The following is a 25183-nucleotide window of genomic DNA, read 5'->3' on the forward strand; positions in this document are numbered from 1 at the left end:
GACCAATTCCGACCTTTGCAGTCGGAATTGGCAGGACGACTTTTTACTCGTCGTCGAAGTTATAGCTACCCGGCGCCAGGTTTTCGAAGCGGGTGTATTTGCCGATAAAGGCCAGGCGCGTGGTGCCGATTGGCCCGTTACGCTGTTTACCGATGATGATTTCGGCGATGCCTTTATGCTCGGTTTCCGGGTGGTACACCTCGTCCCGGTACACGAACATGATCACGTCAGCATCCTGCTCGATCGCTCCGGATTCCCGCAAGTCGGAGTTGATTGGGCGCTTGTTCGGACGTTGCTCAAGAGATCGGTTGAGCTGCGACAGGGCAACCACCGGGCAGTTGAATTCCTTGGCCAGGGCTTTCAACGAGCGGGAAATCTCGGAAATCTCGTTGGTCCGGCTGTCGCCGCTGGAACCCGGGATCTGCATCAGTTGCAGGTAGTCGATCATGATCAGGGCGATGTCGCCATGCTCACGCACCAGGCGTCGGGTACGCGCGCGCATTTCCGACGGGCTGATGCCCGCGGTATCATCGATAAACAGCTTGCGGTCGTTGAGCAGGTTGACCGCCGAGGTCAGCCGCGGCCAATCGTCGTCTTCCAGGCGACCGGCACGCACCTTGGTCTGGTCGATGCGGCCCAGGGACGACAACATACGCATGATCAGCGATTCACCTGGCATCTCCAGGGAGTAAACCAGGACGGCCTTGTCGCTGCGCAACACGGCGTTCTCCACCAGGTTCATGGCGAAGGTGGTTTTACCCATGGACGGACGGCCGGCGACGATGATCAGGTCAGACGGCTGCAGGCCGCTGGTCATGCCGTCGAGGTCGGTGTAGCCGGTGGACAGGCCGGTAATGGCGTTATCGGTGTTGAACAGGGTATCGATACGGTCGATGGCCTTGGTCAGCAGGTCGTTGACGCTGACCGGGCCGCCGGTTTTCGGGCGGGCCTCGGCGATCTGGAAGATCTGCCGCTCGGCTTCGTCAAGAATCTCTTCCGCGGTACGGCCTTCCGGGTTGAAGGCACTGTCGGCGATCTCGGTGGCGATGCCGATCAGTTGGCGCAACGTGGCCCGCGCGCGGACGATCTGCGCATAGGCCTTGATGTTGGCGACCGATGGCGTGTTTTTCGCCAGCTCGCCCAGGTAACCCAGGCCGCCCACTTGGGATGTCTGGCCTTCCTTGTCCAGTTGCTCGGCCAGGGTCACCACGTCGATCGGTGAGTTCTGGTCGGCCAGCTTGGCAATGGCGCGGAAGATCAGGCGGTGGTCATGACGGTAGAAATCGCCGTCCGAGACTTGATCCAGCACGCGCTCCCAGGCGTTGTTGTCCAGCATCAAACCACCGAGCACGGCCTGTTCGGCCTCGATGGAATGCGGCGGCACCTTCAGGGCAGCGGTTTGCAGATCATATTGCTCAGGAGCGGAGATATCGTTCATGGCCACTTGGAATAGTTGGAGAATCAGGGGCTACAGAAAACAAAAGGCAGAAAAACAAAAGGCACGACCTGTAAACAGGATCGTGCCCGATGTTAACCGCCCGGCACGCGAGGTGCCAGTCAGTTAGGTGCTGCTTAAGCTGCTACCACAACAACGCGTACGGTTGCTTCGACTTCAGCGTGCAGGTGCACGGCTACATCGAATTCGCCAACGTTGCGGATGGTGCCGTTCGGCAGACGAACTTCGCTCTTCTGCACTTCAACGCCGGAGGCGGTCAGTGCATCAGCGATGTCGTGGGTGCCGATCGAACCGAACAGCTTGCCTTCGTCACCGGCGGTGGCAGTGATAGTCACTTCCAGCTCAGCCAGTTGGGCAGCGCGAGTTTCGGCCGAAGCTTTTTTGTCTGCTGCTGCTTTTTCCAGCTCAGCACGACGCTCTTCAAACGCAGCCAGGTTGGCAGCGGTTGCAGCGGTGGCTTTGCCGTATGGCAGCAGGTAGTTACGACCGTAGCCGGCCTTAACGTTCACTTTGTCGCCCAGGTTGCCCAGGTTGGCGACTTTTTCCAGAAGGATCAGTTGCATGTGAAAATCCTCTAACTTTTAACCTTCACCGTTCGCGTTATCGGCGTCTTTCGGCGCCAGACGACCGCGAAAATCAATCAGGCCGTCGACAATGGCCAAGACCACGAGTAACGGATAGATCAGCTGCATGAACAGCAACAGCGTCACGTATAACCCCACCAGCCAGAATCTGCCCAGTCGCTTTTGCGCCACCAGCCCATGAATCAGGGATAGCCCGGCGAATACCAGCGGTACGCTGCACAACGGCACCAATAGCGCCAGGCCAAAAGTCGGCCCGACCACCATGAACGCCAGCAGCAACATCGCTGGTCCAGCGGGGATTCTGATACTGCGAAACTCGCGACCAAAACCACCCGGGTTATACAACAACGCCTGCCAATAACGCCCAAGAATCAGGCTCAGCACGCTGACGATCTGCAACAGTGCCGCTATCAGGCCGGTAAGCATCGGTGCAACCACTGACGCAAAGCGCGCTCGCTCCTCTACCGATAACTGCTGGTAGAGATCCCCGAGGGCCAGCGGCAGGATCTTTATGATCTCCTGCGCCAGCGCCTCGATTTGCGGGCGGAAAGCCGCGCCAAGCGCCAGTGAATACACCAACCCCAATGCCACGCTGACCAGCAGCGTACGGACCCAAGACTCACTTGCGCGTAAAACCAACGCAAGGGCCGATGAACCGAGCAGTACCAGAAGTACCCGTGGATCATCGAATTTCAACCACCAGACCAAGGCCGGCAGCATTCCCAGGGCAAGAACGCCAAGGGCGTCCTTCAAACCGCGCCGCAGGAGCACAAGGCAACCTGCAGCAGCACCCAACCAATACAACAACGGCAACGCTGCACATCCAGCCACTACCAGAGTGGCCTGCACACGACCGCGCATGATGAACTCAGCTAAGGCGCGCATGCATTCAATCCCTTACTACTTGTCGACTGCCCGGTCTCAGCGGCCGTGGCTGTCGGTGTAGGCCAGCAGGGCCAGGAAGCGGGCGCGCTTGATAGCGGTGGCCAGCTGACGCTGATAACGAGCTTTGGTACCGGTGATGCGGCTTGGAACAATTTTGCCGGTCTCGGATACGTAGGCTTTCAGAGTGTTGAGATCTTTGTAATCGATCTCCTTCACGTCTTCAGCGGTGAAGCGGCAGAATTTACGACGACGGAAGAAACGTGCCATTTGATAGGCTCCTTAAAAGGTCCGTGGATTACTCGTCAGCGTTATCGCTGTTGTCGCTGTCATCACTATCAGCGCTTTCAGCGCCTTCGTGCTCAGGACGGTCGCGACGCTCACGGCGCTCACTGCGGTTTTCTTCAGCCTTGAGCATCTCGGATTGGCCGGTAACGGCTTCTTCGCGACGGATGACCAGGTTACGGATCACTGCATCGTTGTAGCGGAAGTTGTCTTCCAGCTCGGCCAGGGCCTTGCCAGTGCATTCAACGTTCAGCATCACGTAGTGAGCCTTGTGAACATTGTTGATTGCGTAGGCCAGTTGACGACGGCCCCAATCTTCCAGACGGTGGATTTTGCCGCCGTCTTCTTCGATCAGCTTGGTGTAACGCTCTACCATGCCGCCGACTTGCTCGCTTTGATCCGGGTGGACCAAAAAGATGATTTCGTAATGACGCATGAATGCTCCTTACGGGTTGTAGCCTGCCGCTCAAAAACGGTCAGACAAGGAGTGAATGACACTTATGGATCTTGCCGAAGGGAGGCACATGCGTGCCTGCCATGAAGGCAAGGGGCGCAATTGTAGAGAAGGGGGAGAAAGGGCGCAAGGTGATTGGTGATTATTTGAACAGCCCCACACACCACAAAAACAAATTTGGGAGGGGGCTTGCTCCCGAAAGCGGCGTGCCAGTCACCAAATGCACTGGCTGATACACCGTATTCGGGAGCAAGCCCCCTCCCACATTTTGACCTGCGCCAGACTTGGTTACCTCTTGGCTTTAGCCTTGGCGCCACGCTGGCGCCGGGCTTCGAACAGGCAGACGCCCGTTGCGACTGAAACGTTGAGGCTGCTGACGCTACCGGCCATCGGCAGGTGCACCAGGTAGTCGCAGTGCTCACGGGTCAGGCGACGCATGCCCTTGCCTTCAGCCCCCATGATCAAAATGGTCGGGCCGGTGAGGTCCTGGTCATAAATACTGACCTCGGCCTCCCCCGCCGTACCCACGACCCACAGGCCGCGCTGCTGGAGTTTCTCCAGGGTGCGCGCCAGGTTGGTCACGGCTACCAACGGAATCACTTCCGCCGCACCGCAGGCGACTTTACGCACCACAGGGGTCAAGGTTGCCGACTTGTCTTTGGGCACGATCACCGCCAGCGCACCGGCAGCATCCGCCGAACGCAGGCAGGCGCCGAGGTTGTGCGGGTCGGTCACGCCGTCGAGCACCAGCAACAGCGGTGCGCCTTCGGTGCGATCGAGCAGCTCGTCGAGCATCGCTTCGCCCCAGACCTGGCTCGGGCTTACGTCCGCAACCACACCCTGGTGAACGCCTTCGACCCAAACGTCCATTTCACGACGCTCGGCCTGGCCGATGGCGACTTTATTTTGGTTGGCCAGTTCGACCAGCGCTTGAACGCGCGGCTCACTGCGACCCTCGGCCAACCACACCTGCTTGACGCGTTTCGGGTGGTGACGCAGCAATGCTTCTACGGCGTGCACGCCGTAGATTTTTTCCAGACTCATGACTTGGCCTTAGGTTTGCGCGACCCGCCGCTTTTCGCGGGGGCCGAACCCGCTTTTGGCGGGCCTTTACGGTGTTTACTCGGCTTGCTCGACGGTTTTTCCGCCTCGCGGGACTTTCCCCCAGACGCCGCTTTACCACCGCTTTTGGCTTCGTTGAGCAACTGCTGCTTCAACTCGCGGCTCTTGCGCAGCTCGGCGTTTTTCGCCGCGGCATCGCTTGGGCGATAAGCTTCTGGGGCCTTGTCCTTGGCAGACGAACGACGAGCAGGCTTGGCTGGCGCAGGTTCGGCGACCGCTGCTTTCGCAGGAGCACTTTTGCCTTTGCTGGCCGGCGCAGTCGTTTCGCCGCCACGTTTTTTACGGCCAGTCGGCTCGGCCGGCTTGTCGGGCATACCGAAGTCGATCTTGCGTTCGTCGAGGTCGACGCGCATGACCTGCACTTCCACGGTGTCGCCCAGACGGAAGCTGCGACCGGTGCGCTCGCCCGCCAGGCGGTGATGCACAGGGTCGAAGTGGTAGTAGTCACCCGGCAAGGCGGTGACGTGCACCAGGCCCTCGACGTAGATGTCGGTCAACTCGACGAACAGGCCAAAACCGGTCACGGCGGTAATCACACCCGGGAACGACTCGCCCACGCGGTCTTTCATGAACTCGCACTTGAGCCAGTTCACTACGTCGCGGGTCGCTTCGTCAGCGCGGCGCTCGCTCATGGAGCACTGCTCGCCCAGCTGTTCCAGGGCCGCTTCGTCGTACGGATAGATCCGTGCTTTCGGAATGGTCATGGCACCGGCGCGCTGGACGTGCGGGGTGTTCTGCTTGGAATGGATCACGCTGCGGATCGCCCGGTGCGTGAGCAAGTCCGGGTAACGGCGAATCGGCGAGGTGAAGTGGGTGTACGCCTCGTAATTCAGGCCGAAGTGGCCCTGGTTATCAGCGCTGTACACCGCCTGGCTCAGGGAGCGCAGCATGACGGTCTGGATCACGTGGTAATCCGGGCGATCCTTGATGCTTGCGAGCAGAGCCTGGTAGTCCTTCGGCGTCGGGCCGTCCTTGCCTTTGTGCAGCGACAGGCCGAGCTCACCGAGGAACGCGCGCAGCTTCTCCAGACGCTCCGGCGGCGGGCCGTCGTGCACCCGGTACAACGCAGGAATCTCGTGCTTTTTCAGGAACTCTGCGGTGGCCACGTTGGCCGCCAGCATGCATTCCTCGATCAGCTTGTGGGCATCGTTACGAGTGGTCGGGGTAATTGCGGCGATCTTGCGCTCGGAACCGAAGACAATCCGGGTTTCCTGAGTTTCAAAGTCGATCGCGCCACGCACGTGACGAGCGCCCAGCAGCACTTTGTACAGCGCATAGAGCTGCTTGAGGTGCGGCACGACGTGGCCGTACTCACCGCGCAGAGCTTTCGCTTCGCTGGTTTTCGGCTGTTCCAGGATGGTGCTGACCTTGTTGTAGGTCAGGCGGGCCTGGGAGTGGATCACTGCTTCGTAGAACTGGTAATCGGTCATTTCGCCGGTTTTCGAGATGGTCATCTCGCACACCATGGCCAAACGGTCGACTTTCGGGTTCAGGGAGCACAGGCCGTTGGATAGCTGCTCAGGCAGCATCGGGATTACGCGCTCAGGGAAGTACACCGAGTTGCCGCGCACCTGGGCTTCGTTGTCCAGGGCCGAACCGATCTTCACGTAGCTGGACACGTCGGCAATCGCGACGAACAACTTCCAGCCGCCGGAGAACAGGCGCAACTTGCCAGGCTTGGCTTCGCAGTAGACCGCATCGTCGAAGTCGCGGGCATCTTCGCCGTCGATGGTGACGAACGGCAGATGACGCAGGTCGATGCGCTTCTCTTTGTCTTTGTCTTCAACTTCCGGCTTGAGCTTGGCGGCTTCTTTGAGCACAGCCTCAGGCCAGACGTGAGGGATATCGTAGGTGCGCAGCGCAACATCGATTTCCATGCCCGGCGCCATGTAGTTGCCGACCACTTCAACGATATCGCCCTGTGGCTGGAAGCGCGCAGTTGGCCAGTGGGTGATTTTCACCTCGACGAACTGACCGACTTTTGCGGCGCCATTGCGGCCCGGGGTGATCAGCACTTCCTGCTGGACCTTCGGATTATCCGGCACGACAAAACCGATGCCGCCTTCTTCGAAGTAGCGACCAACGATGGACTCGTGGGCACGGGACACGACTTCGACGATCACGCCTTCGCGGCGGCCGCGACGGTCGAGGCCGGAAACGCGCGCCAGGGCACGGTCGCCATCGAACACCAGGCGCATTTGCGCCGGGCTCATGAACAGGTCGTCGCTGCCGTCGTCCGGAATCAGGAAGCCGAAACCGTCACGGTGGCCGGCAATGCGACCGAGGATCAGGTCAAGCTTGTCCACTGGCGCGTAGGTGCCCCGGCGGGTGTAGATCAACTGGGCATCGCGCTCCATGGCGCGCAGGCGGCGACGCAGGGCTTCGAGTTGGTCTTCGGTGGTCAGACCGAATTCTTCAACCAGCTGCTCGCGGCTAGCAGGCGAACCCCGATCGGCGAGATGCGCCAGGATCAGTTCGCGGCTAGGAATAGGGTTTTCATATTTTTCCGCTTCACGAGCGGCCTCGGGATCGAGGGACTGCCAATCGGCCATTAGAGAGTTTTCACCTTGTCTATATGCGGGTTAGTTTGGCATACGCGTATTGAAACGGGAAATTTCAGGTGTCGACAAGCCCGTAAAAGCACTTTGTAGCCCTCGAAATGCACCTTGCGCGACCGCCCGCGAAATTTTCCAGGCTTTTTTGATAACGGGGCTTTACAGCGCAAAAAGTGCTCCGTATAGTGCGCGCCATCGACGACGGCAACGTTGACGATACTGCCCAGATGGTGAAATTGGTAGACACGCCAGCTTCAGGTGCTGGTGACCGCAAGGTCGTGGAAGTTCGAGTCTTCTTCTGGGCACCAATTCTAAACTTGAGGTTTAACCTTGAGTCTCACAAAAACCCGCGAAAGCGGGTTTTTGCGTTTCAAGCCTTTGATTTTTAACCATAAAGTTGATTTATAAAATCAAATCAGGGGTTTACAGATCAAAAAGCCCTCCGTATAGTTCGCTCCATCAACAGCGGCAACGTTGCTGACGCTGCCCAGATGGTGAAATTGGTAGACACGCCAGCTTCAGGTGCTGGTGACCGCAAGGTCGTGGAAGTTCGAGTCTTCTTCTGGGCACCAATTCCAAACTTGAGGTTTTAACCTTGAGTCTCACAAAAACCCGCGAAAGCGGGTTTTTGCGTTTCCGGGGTTTGAAAACTTCCAGGCCGATTTGCCTCATGACCGCACCTGAGAAACTTTATCGTTTATCCTAGCAACGATTTGTTGCACTCAAGTGAGGAACACCCCGGATGATGATCCGCGATACCCGTCTCAAGACATCCCTTCTGCGTGGCATGACCATCACTCTGCTCGGCCTGACCCTGCTCTCGCCCGCTGCTTATTCTGCCGACAAGGTTGCACTGACCTTGTACAACGGCCAACACAAGGAGGTCGGCGATGAACTTGCCAAGGCCTTCGAAGCCAAGACCGGCATCCACGTCAATGTGCGCAAGGGCAGCAGTAACCAGCTGGCCAGCCAGGTCGTCGAAGAAGGCGACCGCTCCCCTGCCGACGTGATCTACACCGAAGAATCACCGCCGCTGAATAAACTCGGCGAGCAAGGCCTGCTGGCGACCATCGACGCCAGCACCCTCGACGTTCTACCCAAGGAATACGTGGCCGCCAACGGCGCCTGGATGGGCGTGACCGCACGCACCCGCGTCGTGGCGTTCAACCCGAAACTGATCGCCGAGAAAGACCTGCCCAAATCGGTGCTGGATTTCGCCGGCCCTGAATGGCAAGGCAAGGTTGGTTTCGTACCCACCAGCGGCGCCTTCCAGGAACAGGCCGTGGCGATCATCAAGCTGCACGGTCGCGAAGCAGCTGAAGAGTGGCTGACCGGCCTGCGCGCCTTCGGCAAGGTCTACAGCAACAACATGGTTGCGCTCAAAGCCGTAGAAAATGGCGAAGTCGCCACCGTCCTGGTGAACAACTACTACTGGTTCGCCCTGAAGAAAGAAAAAACCAACCTGGATTCGCAGCTGCACTACTTCACCGACGGTGATGCCGGCGGCCTGATCACCGTGTCTGCCGCAGCAGCATTGAAATCCAGCAAGCACCCAAAGGAAGCCCAGCAACTGTTGGCCTTCATGGCCAGCGAAGAAGGCCAGCGGGTGATCACCAACACCTCTGCCGAATACCCGTTGCGCAAGGGCATGGAGTCCAACCGCGGCCTCAAGCCTTTCAGCGAGCTGCAACCGCCGAAAGTCACCCCTGCCGACCTGGGCAACGCCGAAGAAGCCCTGGAACTGGAACGTGACGTTGGCTTGAACTGATGAACCCATCGCTCCCCGCCCCCGCCTTGCGCGGGGGTTTTACGCCGAGACGCAAACGCCCTTCGATCTGGTTGTTATTGCCGGTCCTGCTGCTGGTAGGCCTGAGCCTGTTGCCGCTGGCGTATGTCGGCCTCAAGGCCTGGCAAGCGGGCTGGGCCGAGGCGGTGCATTTGCTGTGGCGGCCTTATGTGTTCGGGCTGCTGCGCAACACCCTGGCGCTGATGGTCGGTGTGACCGTGGCCTGCGGCGTGATCGGCTTGTCCCTGGCCTGGCTGCTGGAACGCAGCAACTTGCCGGGGCGGCGTATTTGGGGAGTGATCCTGTGCCTGCCGTTTGCAGTGCCGGCGTTTGTCAGCAGCTTTACCTGGGTTTCGTTGAGCGCCAATTTCGAGGGGCTGGGCGGGGCGATCCTGGTGATGACCCTGTCCAAATACCCGCTGGTGTTTCTGCCGGTGGCGGCGACCCTGCGCAATCTTGATCCATCCCTGGAAGAATCGGCCCGCACCCTCGGCCTGAATCGCTGGGGCGTGTTCTTTCGCATCACTTTGCCGCTGTTGTGGCCATCGCTACTGGCCGGGGCGCTGCTGATTGCCCTGCATATGCTGGTGGAATTCGGCGCGCTGTCGATCATCGGCCTGCAGACGTTTACCACCGCGATCTATCAGCAATTCGAGCTGGAATTCAGTAACGCCAATGCGGCGATGCTCTCGGCGGTGCTGCTGGTGATGTGCCTGACGCTGCTCTGGCTGGAGTTGCGGGTACGCGGCAAAGGCCGGCATGTGCGCACCGGCCAGGGCGCGGCGCGGCATGCCGAGCAGGTTCGGCTCGGCAAATGGGCGCCGCTGGGGCAGTTGTATTGCCTGCTACTGGCAATCATCGGCAGCGGTATTCCACTGGGCATGCTCGGTTACTGGCTGGCAGTGGGCAGTTCGGCGGCGTTTCCGGTTGCAGAGATCAGCGAGGCGCTGCTTTCTTCCTTGGCACTATCGCTGGGCGGCGCAGCACTGTGCCTGTTGTTTGCAGTGCCGGTGGGCTTGCTGGTGGTGCGCTACAAGGGTCAACTCGCGCTGTGGGCCGAACGCCTGCCGTACCTGCTGCACGCGCTGCCCGGCCTGGTGATTGCGCTGACGTTGGTGTACTTCGCCCTGCATTACGTGCCGGCGCTGTATCAGACGTCCGCGTTGTTGCTGATCGCTTATGCATTGCTGTTTTTGCCGCTGGCCCAGGCGCCGATCCGTACGGCACTGAACAAGGCGGCACCTCAGCTGGAAGAGGCCGCGAGAACGCTGGGAGCTTCGTCGTTCAGTGCATTTTGCCGGGTGACACTGCCGATTATTTTTCCGGCATTGGGCGCGGCGTTTGCGCTGGTGTTTCTGGATGCGATGAAGGAATTGACGGCGACGCTGCTGCTTAGCCCTACTGGGTTGAACACACTGGCGACTGCCGTGTGGGCGCATACCTCGAATGTGGAATTCGCGGCTGCCGCGCCGTACGCGGCGCTGTTGATTCTGGTGTCGGGGTTACCGGTGTATCTGCTTACGACGCGGATGTATCTGAGCCGCTGAAATAGCTTTCGCGAGCAAGCCCGCTCCCACATTTACTAGCATTCCAGAAGTGGAACTCGGTCGAATGTGGGAGCGGGCTTACTCGCGAAAGGGCCGCACCAGGCGACATCAAGCCCGGAACTGCCCCAGGCTCGCCTTCAACTGCGCCGCCAACCCATCCAGCACCTTGCCACTGGCGGTAGTCTCCACCACTGCCTGAGCCGCGCGCTCGGCCTGGGCATGAATGATCTCCACCCGCCCACGCACCGCATGCGCGCCTTGCGCCTGATGCTCAGCCGCACGCGTCGCCAGACCAATCGCTGCATGCACCTGCTCCACCGAGGCCTGCACCGACTGCTGCAGGCGCACGCTATCGCGCAATACCAACAGACCTTCGCTGGCCTGGCGCCCGGCCTTGCCGATGGTCTCTACCGCCTCACGGGCGCCTTGCTGCAAGGCCACGATGTGCGCCTGGATATCACCGGTAGAACTCTGGGTTTTACTTGCCAGGGCTCGGACCTCGTCCGCCACCACTGCAAAACCGCGCCCGGTCTCGCCGGCTCTCGCCGCTTCAATCGCTGCGTTGAGTGCCAGCAGGTTGGTTTGCTCGGCAATCCCGTGGATCACCGTCAATACCACCTCAATCTGCTCGCTTTGCTGCGCCAGACGCTCGATCACCTTAGACCCGGCCTGCACCTGCCCCGCCAACGCCTCGATCAGGCTGCCGACTTCGGCTGACGTACGCGAGTTTTCATCAGTGGCCTGGCGAATATCCACCACCTGCTGCAACGCCGCCTGCATCGCGTGACTTTCCGCCTGCGCCTCGTCGGCCATTTGCGACAGCGCCCGCAGGCTTTCGGCAACCTCATCACGCTGCAGGCCGGCGGCGGCATCGGCACCGGCATTACGCAGGGTCATCGCGCCGATTTCCACGCCGGTACGCTGGGCCACATCACCCGCTTCACGCACGATGGGCTGCAACTTATCCACAAAGCGATTGACCGCTGAGGCCATGTCGCCGATTTCATCACGGCTGTTGATCTGCACGCGCTTGGTCAGGTCGCCCTCGCCTGCCGCCAGATCGTCCATCGCTGCAATCAGCAGCTTCAGGCGATTGACCACCCGACGCCCGAGCACCACGGCAATCAGCAACAGCACGCCAAAGCCTACGACCGCCAGGCCCATGCCGATGCGCCAGCGCAAGGTACCTGCCGCCTCTTGCACAGCATTGGTGGTGTTGGCGGTCATCTGGGTCGCGGTTGCTTGTGCCGACTGCAAACGCGCGCCCATGGCGGCAGCACTGTCAGCGGCGGCACCTTTGAGGCTGTCACCCACCAGTTGATCACTGCTGGCAATCAGCGCGGCGAAGCGCTTATCCAGCGCCGCCAGATCAACGTCCACCGAAGCGGTCGAAACCCCCATGATGACCTTGCCGATTTCCACGCCATTGGGGCTGATGGACGCCTCGAGGTAGTAGACCGCCGGATCGTTTTTCGCCGCATCCAACACCTTATCCAGGGCACGCTCGCCCTGCCCTTTCTCGAGCAGCGCAGCGTTAATCGGGTTATCCCGGTTCAGGTAGCGCGTCAGGTGCTGGCCCGTGGCATCGTCGTAGACCACGAACAACACATTGGGATTGCGCTGGGCACGCCGAGCAAATTCCGACAGCGTCGGCACGTCGCTGTCCCACATGGCGCGGGGCGCCACAGAGGCCAGCAGTTGCGCCATATCGTTGGCGGAGTCCTTCAGGTCTTTTTCCAGGGTCGCACGCAGTTGCTTCTGCTCGTCCTGCAGGCGTGTGGAAAGCCCCGCAGTGAGACGCTGACGAGTACTGGAAGACAGGCTGTCCAGACTCGAGGTGACTTCCTTGCCGGCCTGGGCCAGTTCACCGGAAAGCTTTTGGCTGTCGACACCCAGCCGGTTGTCTAAATCGGCTTCCAGGGCCGTGACCGTGCTCCGGGTCAGAGCGACAGCCACCAGCACTTGCACCAAAAGAGCGATACCTAGGGTAACGAACACCGGCCGCAACAGTCGGCTTTGTAACAATGAGAGAACGGCAGACACTGGGAATCCCTCCACCACGGGTGCCATTAATTTGATAGCACCGCGAAAGAAAGAACCATAGCAAGGGCCGTGCCGTTTACAAGGCGGAAACGACAAAGGGCTCCCGAAGGAGCCCTTTGCTTTTTACATCAACAGCTTATTAAGCGAACGGGTGACGCAGAACGATGGTCTCGTTGCGGTCCGGGCCCGTCGAAATAATGTCGATTGGCGCACCGATCAGCTCTTCAACGCGCTTGATGTAAGCGCGAGCGTTCGCTGGTAGTTCTTCCAGGGTCTTGGCGCCCACGGTCGATTCGGTCCAGCCCGGCACTTCTTCGTACACAGGCTGCAGGCCTACGTAGCTGTCAGCGTCGGTTGGGGCAACGTCGTTGCCTTGCGCATCTTTGTAGCCGATGCAGATGTTGATGGTTTCCAGGCCGTCGAGTACGTCCAGCTTGGTCAGGCAGATGCCCGAGATGCTGTTCACATCGATAGCGCGACGCAGGATAACGGCGTCGAACCAGCCACAACGACGAGCACGGCCAGTAGTTGCGCCGAACTCGTGACCTTGTTTGGCCAAGTGCGCACCAACGTCGTCGAACAGTTCAGTCGGGAACGGACCCGAACCCACACGCGTGGTGTACGCCTTGGTGATGCCGAGGATGTAATCCAGGAACATCGGACCAACGCCCGAACCGGTCGCAACGCCGCCAGCGGTGGTGTTGGAGCTGGTGACGTACGGGTAGGTGCCGTGGTCGATGTCCAGCAACGAACCCTGGGCGCCTTCGAACATGATGTCTTTGCCAGCGCGACGCAGGTCGTGCAGCTCGGCAGTCACGTCCAGCATCAGCGGCTTGAGCAGCTCAGCGTATTCCTTGCACTCAGCCAGGGTCTTTTCAAACTCGATGGCCGGCTCTTTGTAGTAACCCACCAGCATGAAGTTGTGGTAATCCACCAGTTCACGCAGCTTGTCTTCAAAGCGCGGCATGTTGAGCAGGTCGCCCACACGCAGGCCGCGACGTGCAACCTTGTCTTCGTAGGCCGGGCCGATACCGCGACCGGTAGTACCGATCTTCAGCTCGCCACGGGCCTTTTCACGGGCCTGATCCAGCGCAACGTGGAAGGACAGGATCAGCGGGCAGGAAGGGCTGATACGCAGGCGCTCGCGCACGGGTACGCCTTTCTCTTCCAGCTTGGTGATCTCGCGCAGCAGGGCGTCAGGTGCAACCACCACGCCGTTGCCGATCAGGCACTGCACGCCTTCGCGCAGTACACCCGACGGAATCAGGTGCAAGACGGTTTTTTCGCCATCGATGACCAGGGTGTGGCCAGCGTTGTGGCCACCTTGGTAGCGCACTACGGCGGCAGCATGTTCGGTCAGCAGATCAACGATCTTGCCTTTGCCCTCATCACCCCATTGGGTGCCCAGGACTACGACATTCTTACCCATAACACTTGTCCTCATTCGCGCAAACTTGGTGCCGGCAGCGGCCGGCAGGAAAACTCAAGAAGCCAGTGGCGATACTTGCCAAAGCCCGTTCTGCAGAATCAATTGCCGGTCGCAGTCCGCTTCACGGGCGGCGGCCAATGGCTGCCCAGGCAAGGCCTGGACCACACGTTGACCCTCACTGCGCAACTGGCAAACCTGCTGCCAGAGTGCTGCGTCCGTACTGTCGGGCATCCAGATGCCACCAGACGGCAGCACGACCTCAGCACGCCCCAGGGTCACCAGGGTTTTCAAATCGGTGGAGAAGCCGGTCGCCGGACGGGCGCGACCGAAGTCGGCGCCGATATCGTCATAACGACCGCCCTGGGCGATGGCTTGACCAACACCCGGGACAAACACCGCGAACACCACACCGGTGTGGTAGTGGTAGCCGCGCAGCTCACCCAAATCAAAGTACAGCGGCAACTGCGGGAAGCGCGCAGACAACTGCTCGGCAATCGCCACCACGTCGTCCAGGGCCGCCAATACATCAGCCGGCGCGTTCGCCAGACGATCACGGGCGGCGGTCAGTACTTCACGGCCGCCACACAGGTCTACCAGCGCACGCAGCATGCCGGCCAGGTCAGCAGGCACGCCCGCCGTCAGGGCGATCACTTCATCGATGGCCTTGCGTTGCAGGGCATCGAACAACTGTTGTTCCACTTCACCCGACAAACCGGCCGCACGGGCCAGGCCGCGGTAGATGCCGACATGCCCGAGGTCCATGTGCACATCCGGCACATCGGCCAATTGCAGCATGGCCAGCATCAGGCTGATGACTTCCACGTCGCTGCTCGGGCTCGCATCGCCGTACAACTCGGCGCCCAACTGGATCGGGCTACGGGAAGACGACAAGGCACGCGGTTGAGCATGCAGCACGCTGCCGGCGTAGCACAGCCGACTTGGCCCTTCGCGACGCAGGGTGTGCGCATCAATGCGCGCGACTTGCGGCGTGATGTCGGCACGAAAACCCATTTGCCGGCCCGATTGCGGGTCGATGACCTTGAAGGTGCGCAGATCCAGGTCCTGGCCCGCGCCGGTCAGCAGGGATTCCAGGTACTCGATATGGGGGGTCACGACAAACTCGTAACCCCAGCTCTGGAACAGATCCAACACCTGGCGGCGCGCGATTTCAATGCGCGCAGCTTCTGGTGGCAGTACTTCTTCGATGCCATCTGGCAGCAGCCAGCGGTCTACCGTTGCCATTACGCCATTCCCCTATGATCCGGGCGGCCAGCCCTCGGGCGAGCCTTGAGTGAAGCAGAAAATACCCGGCCCCTGCATAAACCACGCGCAAGAGCGACGTGACGAACGACCAACAATCGGCCTCGTCGGGCACTTTCCTCGAAAAACCTGTGGCGCCTGCGGAGCAAAACCACAATCAAACATGCAGACGCAAAAAAGCCGGGAATTTCCCGGCTGCCGCATCATACACCCGTTTTCTGAAAGGATCACCCCGCCCGGCATTTTAGCCGCCCGACGGAGTGATTCTCAGACTACATGTGGGTTACTTGGACTTTTCCAGGTAGCGGAAGAAATCGCTACTTGGGTCCAGCACCATGACGTCGGTTTTGTTCGCGAAGCTTTCACGGTAGGCACGCAGGCTACGGTAGAACGCGTAGAACTCCTGGTCCTGGCCATACGCCTTGGAGTAGATCGACGCGGCTTGAGCATCACCATCACCACGAGCCTCTTCAGACTCACGATAAGCTTCTGCCAACAGTACGCGACGCTGACGATCGGCATCCGCACGGATCCCTTCTGCCAGTTCGTTACCCTTGGCGCGGTGCTCACGAGCTTCACGCTCACGCTCGGTGCTCATACGCTCGAACACGCTACGGTTCACTTCCTTCGGAAGGTCGATAGCCTTGACCCGAACGTCGATCACTTCGATGCCCAGTTCTTTTTCCGCCATCGTGTTCAACGAACGCGTGATGTCAGCCATCAGCGCATCACGTTCACCGGATACCACCTCGTGCAGGGTGCGTTTACCAAACTGGTCACGCAGGCCCGATTCCAGACGGCGCGACAAACGCTCGTCAGCAATCTGCTTGAGGCCGGAGGTCGCGGTGTAGAAGCGCTCGGCGTCCTTGACGCGCCACTTGGCGTAGGCGTCAACCATCACAGCTTTCTTTTCCAAGGTCAGGAAGCGTTGTGTCGGTGCATCCAGGGTCATCAGGCGGCCGTCGAACTTGCGCACCTGGTTGACGTAGGGGACTTTCACATGCAGGCCCGGCTGGACATCTGCCTGGACCACGCGACCGAATTGCAGCAACACCGCGCGCTCGGTCTGAGACACGATGTAGAAGCAGTTCCAGGCAGCGATGACCACGACGACGCCCACAATCAGGGCGGTCAGCGATTTATTGCTCATCAACGACTCTCCCTGGTACGTGTTTGCTGTTGCAGCAAGTCAGCGGCCGCACGGGCGCTCGCTTCGTTGGCAGCAGCCGTTGAACCGGAGGCCGGTGCGCTGGTGCTGCTACGACCACCTTCGATCATCTTGTCCAGCGGCAGGTACAGCAGATTGTTCTGCCCGCCCTTGCTGCCGGTCACGAGAACCTTGCTGGTGTTGGTGAACACTTCCTGCATGGTGTCCAGGTACAGACGCTCACGGGTGACTTCCGGTGCCTTGCGGTACTCGGCCACCAGCTTGGTGAAGCGATCTGCCTCACCCTTGGCGCGGGAAACCACTTCGTCGCGGTAACCGTTGGCATCTTCAAGGATACGCTGGGCCTGACCACGGGCTTCCGGCACCACGCCGTTGGCGTAGGTTTCAGCCTGGTTGCGTGAACGCTGCTCGTCTTCACGGGCACGGATCACGTCATCGAAGGCTTCCTGTACTTCACGCGGTGCGGCTGCGCTCTGTATGTTGACCTGGGTTACGGTGATACCGGTGCGATAGGTATCGAGGAACCGTTGCAGGCGCTCCTTGATCTCGCTGGCCATCAATTCACGACCTTCGGTCAGCACCTGGTCCATTGCAGTGGAACCCACCACGTGACGCAGGGCACTTTCGGTCGCTTGTTGCAGGCTGATTTCCGGCTGATCAACGTTCAGCACGAAGTCCTGCAGATTGCTGATCTTGTACTGCACGGTCAGCGGCACTTCGACGATGTTCTCGTCTTCGGTCAGCATCTGGCCCTGCTTGGTATAGGCACGCTCACGCGTGACGTTTTCCATGTACTTCTTGTCGATCGGCGGGAAGTAGATGTTCAGGCCGGGGCCGACCGTCTCGTAGTATTTGCCGAAGCGCAGCACCACGGCCTGCTCCTGCTCGTCCACTACATAGACGGCGCTGTACAGCCAAACGGCCGCCAGCACGACGAGGCCGATGCCAAGCAAGCCGTAACCACCGCCCTTGCTCGTACGACCGCCTTCGTCACCACCACGTTTTTTTCCACCACCGAACAACCCATTCAGGCTTTCCTGCAGCTTTCGGAAGGCCTCGTCGAGATCTGGTGGCCCCTTGCGGTCGCCATTATTGCGGCGTTTACCACCCCAAGGATCCTGATTATTCGAGTTGCCACCCGGCTCATTCCAAGCCATAGCGCTCTCCATCTGATAAAGCAAAGACGCACCCACGGCGCGCCGACCAATGCTACAGAATGCCTGTCACAGCGGCACAACCGCTTTTTCAGGCTTTTATTGCAAAGTGTGTTGTTCGATGAACTCCGCCGGCACAACACCTTCCCGGCTGACCAGCCGATTCAGCTCCGCGCGCGGTATTCGAACGGCCAGCAAGCTGACACCTTCTTCGTCGTGTTCTTCTTTCTGTACCGCGCCCAGCTCGAAAAACTGTGCACGCAGTCGAGCAAAACGCTGAGGCAAGCGCAAGGTGCCAACAAACAAATCGCTGCCCAACAGCTCGGCAATGGCTTGTTCAAGCAATTCCAGGCCACTGCCATCACGCGCCGACAGCCAGACCCGCTGGGGCTTGCCGTTTTCGTCGCGCTGGATTTGTGGCTCAACGCCTTCAAGCAAATCGAGTTTGTTATAGACCTCGAGGATGGGCAAGTCCTGGGCACCAATCTCACCCAACACCACCATGACCTGTTCAATCTGCAACATGCGATCCGGCTCAGCCGCATCGATTACGTGCAGCAGGAGGTCGGAATTGCTCGACTCTTCGAGCGTAGACCGAAATGCCTCGACCAGCTTGTGGGGCAAGTGACGAATGAAACCCACGGTATCGGCCAGGACAATCGGCCCCAGGTCGTCCAGTTCCAGACGGCGCAAGGTCGGGTCGAGGGTCGCAAACAGTTGGTCGGCCGCGTACACGTCCGATTTCGTCACGTTATTGAAGAGCGTGGATTTGCCGGCGTTGGTATAGCCCACCAGGGAAACGGTCGGGATATCCGCACGCATACGGCCACGTCGCGATTGTTCGCGCTGGCTGCGCACCTTCTCCAGGCGGCCCTTGATCTGTCGCAGGCGCACCCGCAGCAGACGCCGGTCGGTTTCCAGCTGGGTTTCACCCGGACCACGCATGCCGATACCGCCACCCTGACGTTCAAGGTGAGTCCAGCCGCGAACCAGCCGGGTGCTCATGTGGTCAAGCTGGGCCAGTTCTACCTGGAGCTTGCCTTCATGGGTACGGGCGCGTTGAGCGAAAATATCGAGAATCAGACCCGTGCGGTCGATCACGCGACACTCGAAAACTCGTTCGAGGTTACGTTCCTGACTGGGCGTGAGGATGTGATTGAAAATCACCAGATCGGCCTTTTCGGCATGGACCAAGTCGTGCAGCTCTTGGACCTTACCGCTGCCAATCAAGAATTTGGCGGTTGGCCGATGACGCGGCACGTTAAAAAACGCGACGGTCTCGGCACCGGCCGAATTTGCCAACTCCTGAAACTCCTGCGGATCTTCGCGCGCCTCAGGGTCCTGTCCATCCAAGTGAACGAGGATTACTCGCTCACCACCACCGTGGCGCTCAAAGAACAAAGGAGACTCCTATCAGGCGTTACCTGGTGCAGGCTCGGCGTCACCCTGTTCTTCGGTTGCGCTAGGCAGACGAATCGGACGAACCGGCACTACGGTCGAGATAGCGTGCTTGTAAACCATTTGGCTTACGGTGTTTTTCAGCAGGATCACGAACTGGTCGAACGACTCAATCGTGCCCTGCAGCTTGATACCGTTGACCAGATAGATGGAAACCCCAACTTTCTCTTTACGTAAAGTATTCAAGTAAGGGTCTTGTAGCGAATGCCCTTTTGACATGTGCCGCACTCCTTTAAGGATCAATAATAAAAAATCGGAAAATAGATAGCTTATGGCCGTCACACCCCCAAGGATAGACGGCAATTGCAAGGACTCAGCTCAATATGGAGACCGTTCCCAAGTATTTCAAGGCGCGTGACAGATTGTCGCAATCCAGACTGTCCAACCAGTGTAAATCAGTCCAGCTGCGCAGCCATGTGAACTGGCGTTTTGCCAATTGGCGCGTGGCAATGATGCCGCGCTCCTGCATTTCGGCTGACGTCAGCTTGCCATCCAGATGATCCCAGACTTGGCGGTAGCCTACAGCACGTATCGAAGGCAACCCCGCATGCAGGTCACCTCTTGAACGCAGTGCTACGACCTCGTCCACAAACCCCTGTTCCAACATAATTGTGAATCTTTGTGCAATTCGTTCATGCAGCACCTGGCGATCCGTCGGAGCGATGGCCAGATTCGCCACAGTATAGGGCAATTGTGAGTGTCCCGAGGCGCCTGCTTCAGCACTTTGCGCAGTTTGTTTCAGCCTGTGTTCAGTCATGGTCTGGCCACTGACCCGCCAGACTTCCAAGGCTCGCGTCAGGCGCTGGGGGTCATTGGGATGAATCCGCGCGGCGGAAACCGGATCCACAGCCGCCAACTGGTCGTGCAAGGCCTGCCAGCCAAGGCGCGCAGCCTCTTCCTCAAGGTCGGCACGAACCTGTGGATCGGCCGGCGGCATATCAGCCAGACCTTCCTGCAACGCCTTGTAGTAGAGCATCGTGCCGCCCACCAACAGCGGAATCTTGCCCCGCGCGGTGATATCGGCCATGGCTGCCAGGGCATCGGTGCGAAAATCCGCCGCCGAATAGCTCTCGCTGGGATCGATGATGTCGATCAACCGGTGCGGATACTGGGCCAGCAGCTCTTTTGAGGGCTTGGCGGTGCCAATGTCCATGTCCCGGTAAACCAGTGCAGAGTCGACACTGATCAGTTCGCACGGCAAGACCTTGGTCAGCTCGATGGCCAGGTCGGTCTTGCCGGCGGCCGTCGGGCCCATCAGGAAGATCGCGGGGGGCAAGGCACTCATCAACGGCCGCGCAAGAACAATTTGTCGAGATCGTCCAGGCCCATCTGGGTCCAGGTCGGCCGGCCGTGGTTGCATTGGCCGCTGCGCTCAGTGTTTTCCATGTCCCGCAGCAAACCGTTCATTTCCGGCAGGGCCAGCCGGCGGTTGGCGCGGATGGCGCCGTGGCAGGCCATGGTGCCGAGCAGTTCATTGATGTGAGCCTGGATACGGTCGCTGGTGCCGTATTCCATCAAGTCCGCCAGTACGTCAGCCACCAGCCGGTTGGCCTCGGCCTGCTTGAGCAAAGCCGGGATCTGGCGGATAGCCAGGGTTTCCGGGCCCAGGCGTTGCAGCTCAAAGCCCAGCTTCTGGAACACGCTGACGTGTTCTTCGGCGCAATCGGCCTCGCGCTGGCTGACCGCCAGGGATTCCGGCACCAGCAGCGGCTGGCCACTAAGGCCTTCGCTGGCCATGGCGATCTTCAGGCGCTCGTACATGATCCGCTCGTGGGCGGCGTGCATGTCCACCAGCACCAGGCCGTGGGCGTTTTCCGCAAGGATGTAGATGCCCTTGAGCTGGGCCAACGCGTAACCCAGCGGCGGCACGTCGCCCTGGCCTTCCGGCAAGGCGGCAGCCCCCGACTCGGCGCCTGGCAGCGGTGCAAAAAACTCGCGATAGGCTGCCTGGGCTTCGGCGACTGGCAACGCTGATTGCGGGCGCGGCGTGTATTGGTATTGATAGCCGGCGCCAGCACCTGAGCCTGGAGCGGTATAGCTCGGCTGGGCTTGCGGCGATTGCAGCAAGTTGGCCGCCAGGCTCATTTCGCCCTGGGGCCCGAACTCACCGGCTTCCGGCCCCGAGGGACGGACGACAGCCGTGACAATCGGTGCGGCCAGATGATCATCGGGGCGCACATCGCCCAAGGCGCGGTGCAGCGTGCCATAGAGGAAGTCATGAACCATGCGACCGTCACGGAAGCGCACTTCGTGCTTGGTCGGGTGCACGTTAACGTCCACCACCGACGGGTCGACCTCGAAAAACAGCACAAACGTCGGATGCCGCCCGTTGAACAGCACGTCGCGATACGCCTGGCGCACCGCGTGGGCCACCAGTTTGTCGCGCACCGCCCGGCCGTTCACAAAGAAGTACTGCAAGTCTGCCTGGCTACGGGAGAAGGTCGGCAAACCCACCCAACCCCAAAGGCGCAGGCCATTGCGCTCGATCTCGATCGGCAGCGCCTGCTCCAGGAACCCCGCGCCGCAGATAGCCGAGACGCGCCGGGCACGGGCCGCATCATCATGGGCCTCATGCAGGCTGAGGATGGTCTTGCCGTTATGGCGCAGGTGGAAAGCCACATCAAAACGGGCCAGGGCCAAGCGCTTGATGACTTCTTGCAAGTGATCGAATTCGGTTTTTTCGGCCTTGAGGAATTTGCGCCGGGCCGGGGTGTTGAAGAACAGGTCGCGCACTTCCACCGAGGTGCCCACCGGATGCGCAGCCGGCCGGACTCGGGGCGCCATGTCGCGACCTTCGGTTTCAACCTGCCAGGCTTGATCGGCGTCGCGGGTGCGGGACGTCAGGGTCAGGCGAGCCACGGAGCTGATGGAAGCCAGGGCCTCACCACGAAACCCAAGGCTCATCACTCGCTCAAGGTCTTCCAGGTCGCGAATCTTGCTGGTGGCGTGACGGGCCAGGGCCAGCGGCAGGTCGTCGGAGGAAATCCCGCTACCGTCGTCGCGCACCCGCAGCAGCTTGACGCCGCCCAATTCAACGTCGACGTCAATGCGCTTGGCGCCGGAGTCGATGCTGTTTTCCAGCAACTCCTTGATCACCGACGCTGGCCGCTCGACCACCTCGCCCGCCGCGATCTGGTTGGCGAGGCGCGGGCTTAGCAGCTCAATGCGCGAAGTGTTGCTCAAGACTGTTTCGCTCATTATTGCGCCGCCAGTTCAGTGCCCGGGATGGTCAACACCTGGCCGACCTTCAGTTCATCGGTCTTCAGGTTGTTGGCACTGCGCAAGGTTGCCGCAGACACCTGGAACCGCACCGCCAGCATTGCCAGGGTGTCGCCCGGTTGCACGCGATGGTCACGCGGACCCTGGGCGATCTTCCCGGAATCACGCAGCCAGGCGATGTAGGTGCCCGGCGGCGGGTTCTGCTGGAAGAACTGGCGAACACCGGCGCTGATGGAACGCGCCAACGCCTGCTGGTGGCTGGAAGAGGCCAGTTTCGAGGCTTCGTTGGAGTTGGAGATAAACCCGGTTTCCACCAGGATCGACGGAATATCCGGCGACTTGAGCACCATGAACCCGGCCTGCTCCACGCGCTGTTTATGCAGCGAAGTGACACGACCGATATTGCTCAGGACTTTCTGCCCGACGTTCAGGCTGGAGGTCAGCGAGGCGGTCATCGACAGGTCGAGCAATACGCCGGCGAGCATTTTGTCCTTGTCGTCGAGGGACACGTTGCCGGCCCCGCCGATCAAGTCGGAACGGTTTTCACTGTCCGCCAGCCAGCGGGCGGTCTCGGAAGTGGCGCCGCGATCCGACAGGGCAAACACCGAAGCACCAAACGCAGCAGCCGAAGGGGCGGCGTCGGCGTGGATCGAGACGAACAGGTCGGCGCCCTTCTTGCGGGCGATTTCGGTACGGCCACGCAGCGGAATAAAGTAGTCGCCGGTACGGGTCAGCTCGGCGCGATAGCCTTTCATGCCATTGATCTGGCGCTGCAGTTCGCGGGCGATGGCCAGTACCACGTCTTTTTCATGCTGGCCGCGCGAGCCGGAGGCTCCAGGGTCTTCGCCGCCGTGACCGGCATCGATGACCACGATGATGTCACGCTTGCCCGCGGGTGCAGGTGGTGGTGGCGGCAATTTGACCTGAGGCTGGGACTGGTTGACCGGCACCGCCGGTATCGTCGCAACGCTTGGGGTTGGCGCGGGCGGCGGCGCGGCATCGGCGGCGTTGTCGAACAGGTCGACCACCAGCCGGTTGCCATATTGCGCGTTGGGCGCCAGCACGAAGCTTTTCGGGGTCACGGCCTTTTTCAGGTCGATGACCACCCGCAGATCGGTCGGCGTACGTTGGGCCGAGCGCATCGCGGTAATCGGGGTATTGGCCATGGCGACTTTCAACGGCGCGGCCAGGGTCGCACCGTTGATATCAATCACCAGGCGATCGGGCGCCGTAAGGGTGAAGACGCTGTGCTGAACCGGGCCAGACAGGTCGAATACCAGTCGCGTGTTATCCGGTGCCCGCCACAGGCGAACACTTTTCACCTGTGAGGCCGCCAGTGCATTGAAAGTCATTGCCGCAAGCAACACCCCTACGACAGTAACCAACGCGCGAAAGCGCATACCTAACCCCATCAATTATTTGAATTCCAATGCCAAAGCGGCGCACCACGACTCGCCGCGCGCGCTCTGGGACAACAACTTCAGCTGACGTCCATGCTTATGCGGGGTAATGGTAATGGTCAGGTCCGGCTTTGGCAAAAAGCCTGTGCCTTTATCTGGCCACTCGATCAGGCATAACGCGTCTTCATCGAAGTAATCGCGGATGCCCATGTATTCCAGTTCTTCGGGATCCACCAGGCGATACAGGTCGAAGTGGAAAGCTCGTACGTCGCCAATTTCGTAGGGTTCTACCAAAGTGAACGTAGGGCTTTTCACAGCACCTTGATGCCCCAACCCGCGAATGATGCCCCGGGACAAGGTGGTTTTCCCGGCGCCCAAGTCGCCTTCCAGAAAGATCAAACCCGAGCCTTTCGTCACCTGGGCGATACGGTTGCCCAGCGCGACCATGGCGTCTTCATCGGACAGGAAAAGGACTACTTCAGACACGGCGATTGCTCCTCCAGTAACTGACGAATGGCAGGAATCAGGTCACTGGCGGCCAGCCCGCGTCCATAGATGCCCTGGCGATCTCCGGCAGTGGCATGCAGCCAGACCGCCAGGCAGGCGGCATCAAATGCCGACATGCCTTGAGCCAATAAAGCACCGACCAGGCCAGCCAACACGTCGCCCAGGCCGGCCGTCGCCATTGCCGGGTGACCTTGATCACAGCGGGCAACGCGGCCGTCCGGGCTGGCGATCAAGCTGCCTTCGCCCTTGAGGATCGCTACTGCATTGAATTTCTGACTCAACGCGCGCGCTACGTTAAGGCGGTCGGCCTGAACCTCGGCTGTCGAAATGCCCATCAAGCGGGCGGCTTCGCCAGGATGTGGAGTGATCACACAATTGGCCGGCAAGCTGACGCTGCCCGTCGCCAGCAGGTTCAAGGCGTCGGCATCCCAGACCTGCGGCTGCCTGGCGTTGGCCGCTACCGACAGCAGGCTTTTGCCCCAAGAGGCTTCGCCCAGGCCCGGGCCGATGACGATCACGGAAATCTTTTCCAGCAAGCCCATCAACTGATTGGCCGAGTGCACGCCCACGGTCATGACTTCCGGCAACCGCGCCAGCGCCGCTGCAACGTGCTCGCTGCGAGTCGCCAGGGAAACCATGCCGGCACCACTGCGCAGGGCACTTTCGGCGCTGAGCAAGGCGGCGCCGCCAAAACCCCGGTCGCCACCGATCAGCAATACATGGCCGAACTGGCCTTTATGGACGTCCGGGGAACGCGCAGCGAGTTGCGGCAATTGGCCGGGCAACAGGTGCTGAACGTCGGGTATTTCGTGTTTTGTCTGCGGCATGCGTCTTCAAGCTCCGATGTCTGGCAGAATTATACGCATCTAACCTG

At 60.2% G+C, this 25183-nt stretch carries 21 protein-coding genes and 2 tRNA genes; 4 read left to right on the forward strand and 19 right to left on the reverse strand.

Going from position 1 to position 25183, the window contains the following annotated elements; all coding sequences use genetic code 11:
* Window positions 1–43: 43 nt before the first annotated feature.
* The 7 genes from dnaB to rnr all read right to left on the reverse strand — a co-directional run bounded on the left by dnaB (window position 44) and on the right by rnr (window position 7335).
* Entirely contained in the window at window positions 44–1438 is a 1395-nt protein-coding gene (gene dnaB / locus SNL23_RS06725) for a replicative DNA helicase (protein WP_064450415.1), read from the reverse strand.
* Window positions 1439–1572: 134 nt separating this feature from the next.
* The gene (gene rplI, locus SNL23_RS06730) at window positions 1573–2019 is read right to left on the reverse strand and encodes a 50S ribosomal protein L9 (RefSeq protein WP_003171376.1); all 447 of its coding nucleotides are present in this window, start codon (window positions 2017–2019) and stop codon (window positions 1573–1575) included.
* 18 nt (window positions 2020–2037) lie between these two features.
* A complete protein-coding gene (locus SNL23_RS06735) occupies window positions 2038–2925 on the reverse strand; it encodes a hypothetical protein (RefSeq protein ID WP_076018046.1) in 888 nt (295 codons plus the stop codon).
* A gap of 36 nt (window positions 2926–2961) precedes the next feature.
* Window positions 2962–3192 (reverse strand): 30S ribosomal protein S18, encoded by a 231-nt coding sequence (gene rpsR / locus SNL23_RS06740; RefSeq protein WP_002551829.1) that lies wholly within the window; start codon window positions 3190–3192, stop codon window positions 2962–2964.
* Window positions 3193–3220: 28 nt separating this feature from the next.
* Window positions 3221–3643 (reverse strand): 30S ribosomal protein S6, encoded by a 423-nt coding sequence (gene rpsF / locus SNL23_RS06745; protein ID WP_003217491.1) that lies wholly within the window; start codon window positions 3641–3643, stop codon window positions 3221–3223.
* Window positions 3644–3949: 306 nt separating this feature from the next.
* Window positions 3950–4705 carry a 23S rRNA (guanosine(2251)-2'-O)-methyltransferase RlmB gene (gene rlmB / locus SNL23_RS06750; protein ID WP_318301885.1) on the reverse strand — a complete coding sequence of 252 codons (756 nt, stop codon included), beginning with the start codon at window positions 4703–4705 and terminating at the stop codon, window positions 3950–3952.
* A complete protein-coding gene (gene rnr / locus SNL23_RS06755) occupies window positions 4702–7335 on the reverse strand; it encodes a ribonuclease R (RefSeq protein ID WP_318301886.1) in 2634 nt (877 codons plus the stop codon). The genes rlmB and rnr overlap by 4 nt, the downstream gene beginning before the upstream one ends.
* Before the next feature lie 224 nt (window positions 7336–7559).
* On the opposite strand from rnr, the gene SNL23_RS06760 reads away from it, so the two are divergent.
* The 4 genes from SNL23_RS06760 (at window position 7560) to SNL23_RS06775 (ending at window position 10671) form a co-directional block, all read left to right on the forward strand.
* Window positions 7560–7646 (forward strand) — tRNA-Leu (locus SNL23_RS06760).
* A 177-nt stretch (window positions 7647–7823) separates the two neighbouring features.
* Window positions 7824–7910, forward strand: a tRNA-Leu gene (locus tag SNL23_RS06765).
* A gap of 170 nt (window positions 7911–8080) precedes the next feature.
* Complete coding sequence (locus SNL23_RS06770) at window positions 8081–9106, forward strand: extracellular solute-binding protein (protein WP_318301887.1); 1026 nt, start codon at window positions 8081–8083, stop codon at window positions 9104–9106.
* A complete protein-coding gene (locus SNL23_RS06775; protein ID WP_167664826.1) occupies window positions 9106–10671 on the forward strand; it encodes an ABC transporter permease in 1566 nt (521 codons plus the stop codon). The genes SNL23_RS06770 and SNL23_RS06775 overlap by 1 nt, the downstream gene beginning before the upstream one ends.
* 108 nt (window positions 10672–10779) lie before the next feature.
* Here SNL23_RS06775 and SNL23_RS06780 read toward each other — a convergent pair whose 3' ends face one another.
* The 12 genes from SNL23_RS06780 to SNL23_RS06835 form a co-directional block, all read right to left on the reverse strand.
* Entirely contained in the window at window positions 10780–12714 is a 1935-nt protein-coding gene (locus SNL23_RS06780; protein ID WP_026078087.1) for a methyl-accepting chemotaxis protein, read from the reverse strand.
* Window positions 12715–12853: 139 nt separating this feature from the next.
* Window positions 12854–14143, reverse strand: a complete 1290-nt coding sequence (locus SNL23_RS06785) for an adenylosuccinate synthase (protein WP_076018051.1) — start codon at window positions 14141–14143, stop codon at window positions 12854–12856.
* A gap of 54 nt (window positions 14144–14197) precedes the next feature.
* Window positions 14198–15385 (reverse strand): ATP phosphoribosyltransferase regulatory subunit, encoded by a 1188-nt coding sequence (locus SNL23_RS06790; RefSeq protein WP_076018052.1) that lies wholly within the window; start codon window positions 15383–15385, stop codon window positions 14198–14200.
* Between the two features lie 301 nt (window positions 15386–15686).
* Window positions 15687–16553 carry a protease modulator HflC gene (gene hflC, locus SNL23_RS06795; RefSeq protein ID WP_076018053.1) on the reverse strand — a complete coding sequence of 289 codons (867 nt, stop codon included), beginning with the start codon at window positions 16551–16553 and terminating at the stop codon, window positions 15687–15689.
* Window positions 16553–17728, reverse strand: coding sequence for an FtsH protease activity modulator HflK (hflK, locus tag SNL23_RS06800; protein ID WP_076018054.1), 1176 nt, complete (start codon window positions 17726–17728; stop codon window positions 16553–16555). Before hflK ends, hflC begins: the two co-directional genes overlap by 1 nt.
* A gap of 96 nt (window positions 17729–17824) precedes the next feature.
* Window positions 17825–19126, reverse strand: a complete 1302-nt coding sequence (hflX, locus tag SNL23_RS06805) for a ribosome rescue GTPase HflX (protein ID WP_318301888.1) — start codon at window positions 19124–19126, stop codon at window positions 17825–17827.
* A gap of 12 nt (window positions 19127–19138) precedes the next feature.
* The gene (gene hfq, locus SNL23_RS06810; protein ID WP_003217515.1) at window positions 19139–19402 is read right to left on the reverse strand and encodes an RNA chaperone Hfq; all 264 of its coding nucleotides are present in this window, start codon (window positions 19400–19402) and stop codon (window positions 19139–19141) included.
* A 94-nt stretch (window positions 19403–19496) separates the two neighbouring features.
* A complete protein-coding gene (miaA, locus tag SNL23_RS06815) occupies window positions 19497–20468 on the reverse strand; it encodes a tRNA (adenosine(37)-N6)-dimethylallyltransferase MiaA (protein WP_076018056.1) in 972 nt (323 codons plus the stop codon).
* Window positions 20468–22366, reverse strand: coding sequence for a DNA mismatch repair endonuclease MutL (gene mutL / locus SNL23_RS06820; RefSeq protein WP_173860421.1), 1899 nt, complete (start codon window positions 22364–22366; stop codon window positions 20468–20470). The genes miaA and mutL overlap by 1 nt, the downstream gene beginning before the upstream one ends.
* Before the next feature lie 14 nt (window positions 22367–22380).
* Window positions 22381–23814 (reverse strand): N-acetylmuramoyl-L-alanine amidase, encoded by a 1434-nt coding sequence (locus tag SNL23_RS06825; protein ID WP_197680881.1) that lies wholly within the window; start codon window positions 23812–23814, stop codon window positions 22381–22383.
* Between the two features lie 3 nt (window positions 23815–23817).
* Window positions 23818–24288 (reverse strand): tRNA (adenosine(37)-N6)-threonylcarbamoyltransferase complex ATPase subunit type 1 TsaE, encoded by a 471-nt coding sequence (gene tsaE / locus SNL23_RS06830; protein ID WP_076018059.1) that lies wholly within the window; start codon window positions 24286–24288, stop codon window positions 23818–23820.
* A complete protein-coding gene (locus SNL23_RS06835; RefSeq protein WP_318301889.1) occupies window positions 24276–25136 on the reverse strand; it encodes an NAD(P)H-hydrate dehydratase in 861 nt (286 codons plus the stop codon). The genes tsaE and SNL23_RS06835 overlap by 13 nt, the downstream gene beginning before the upstream one ends.
* Between the last annotated feature and the right edge of the window lie 47 nt (window positions 25137–25183).

Origin of the sequence: Pseudomonas sp. SED1 (assembly GCF_034044025.1) — a bacterium.
In the GTDB taxonomy this organism is placed as follows: domain Bacteria; phylum Pseudomonadota; class Gammaproteobacteria; order Pseudomonadales; family Pseudomonadaceae; genus Aquipseudomonas.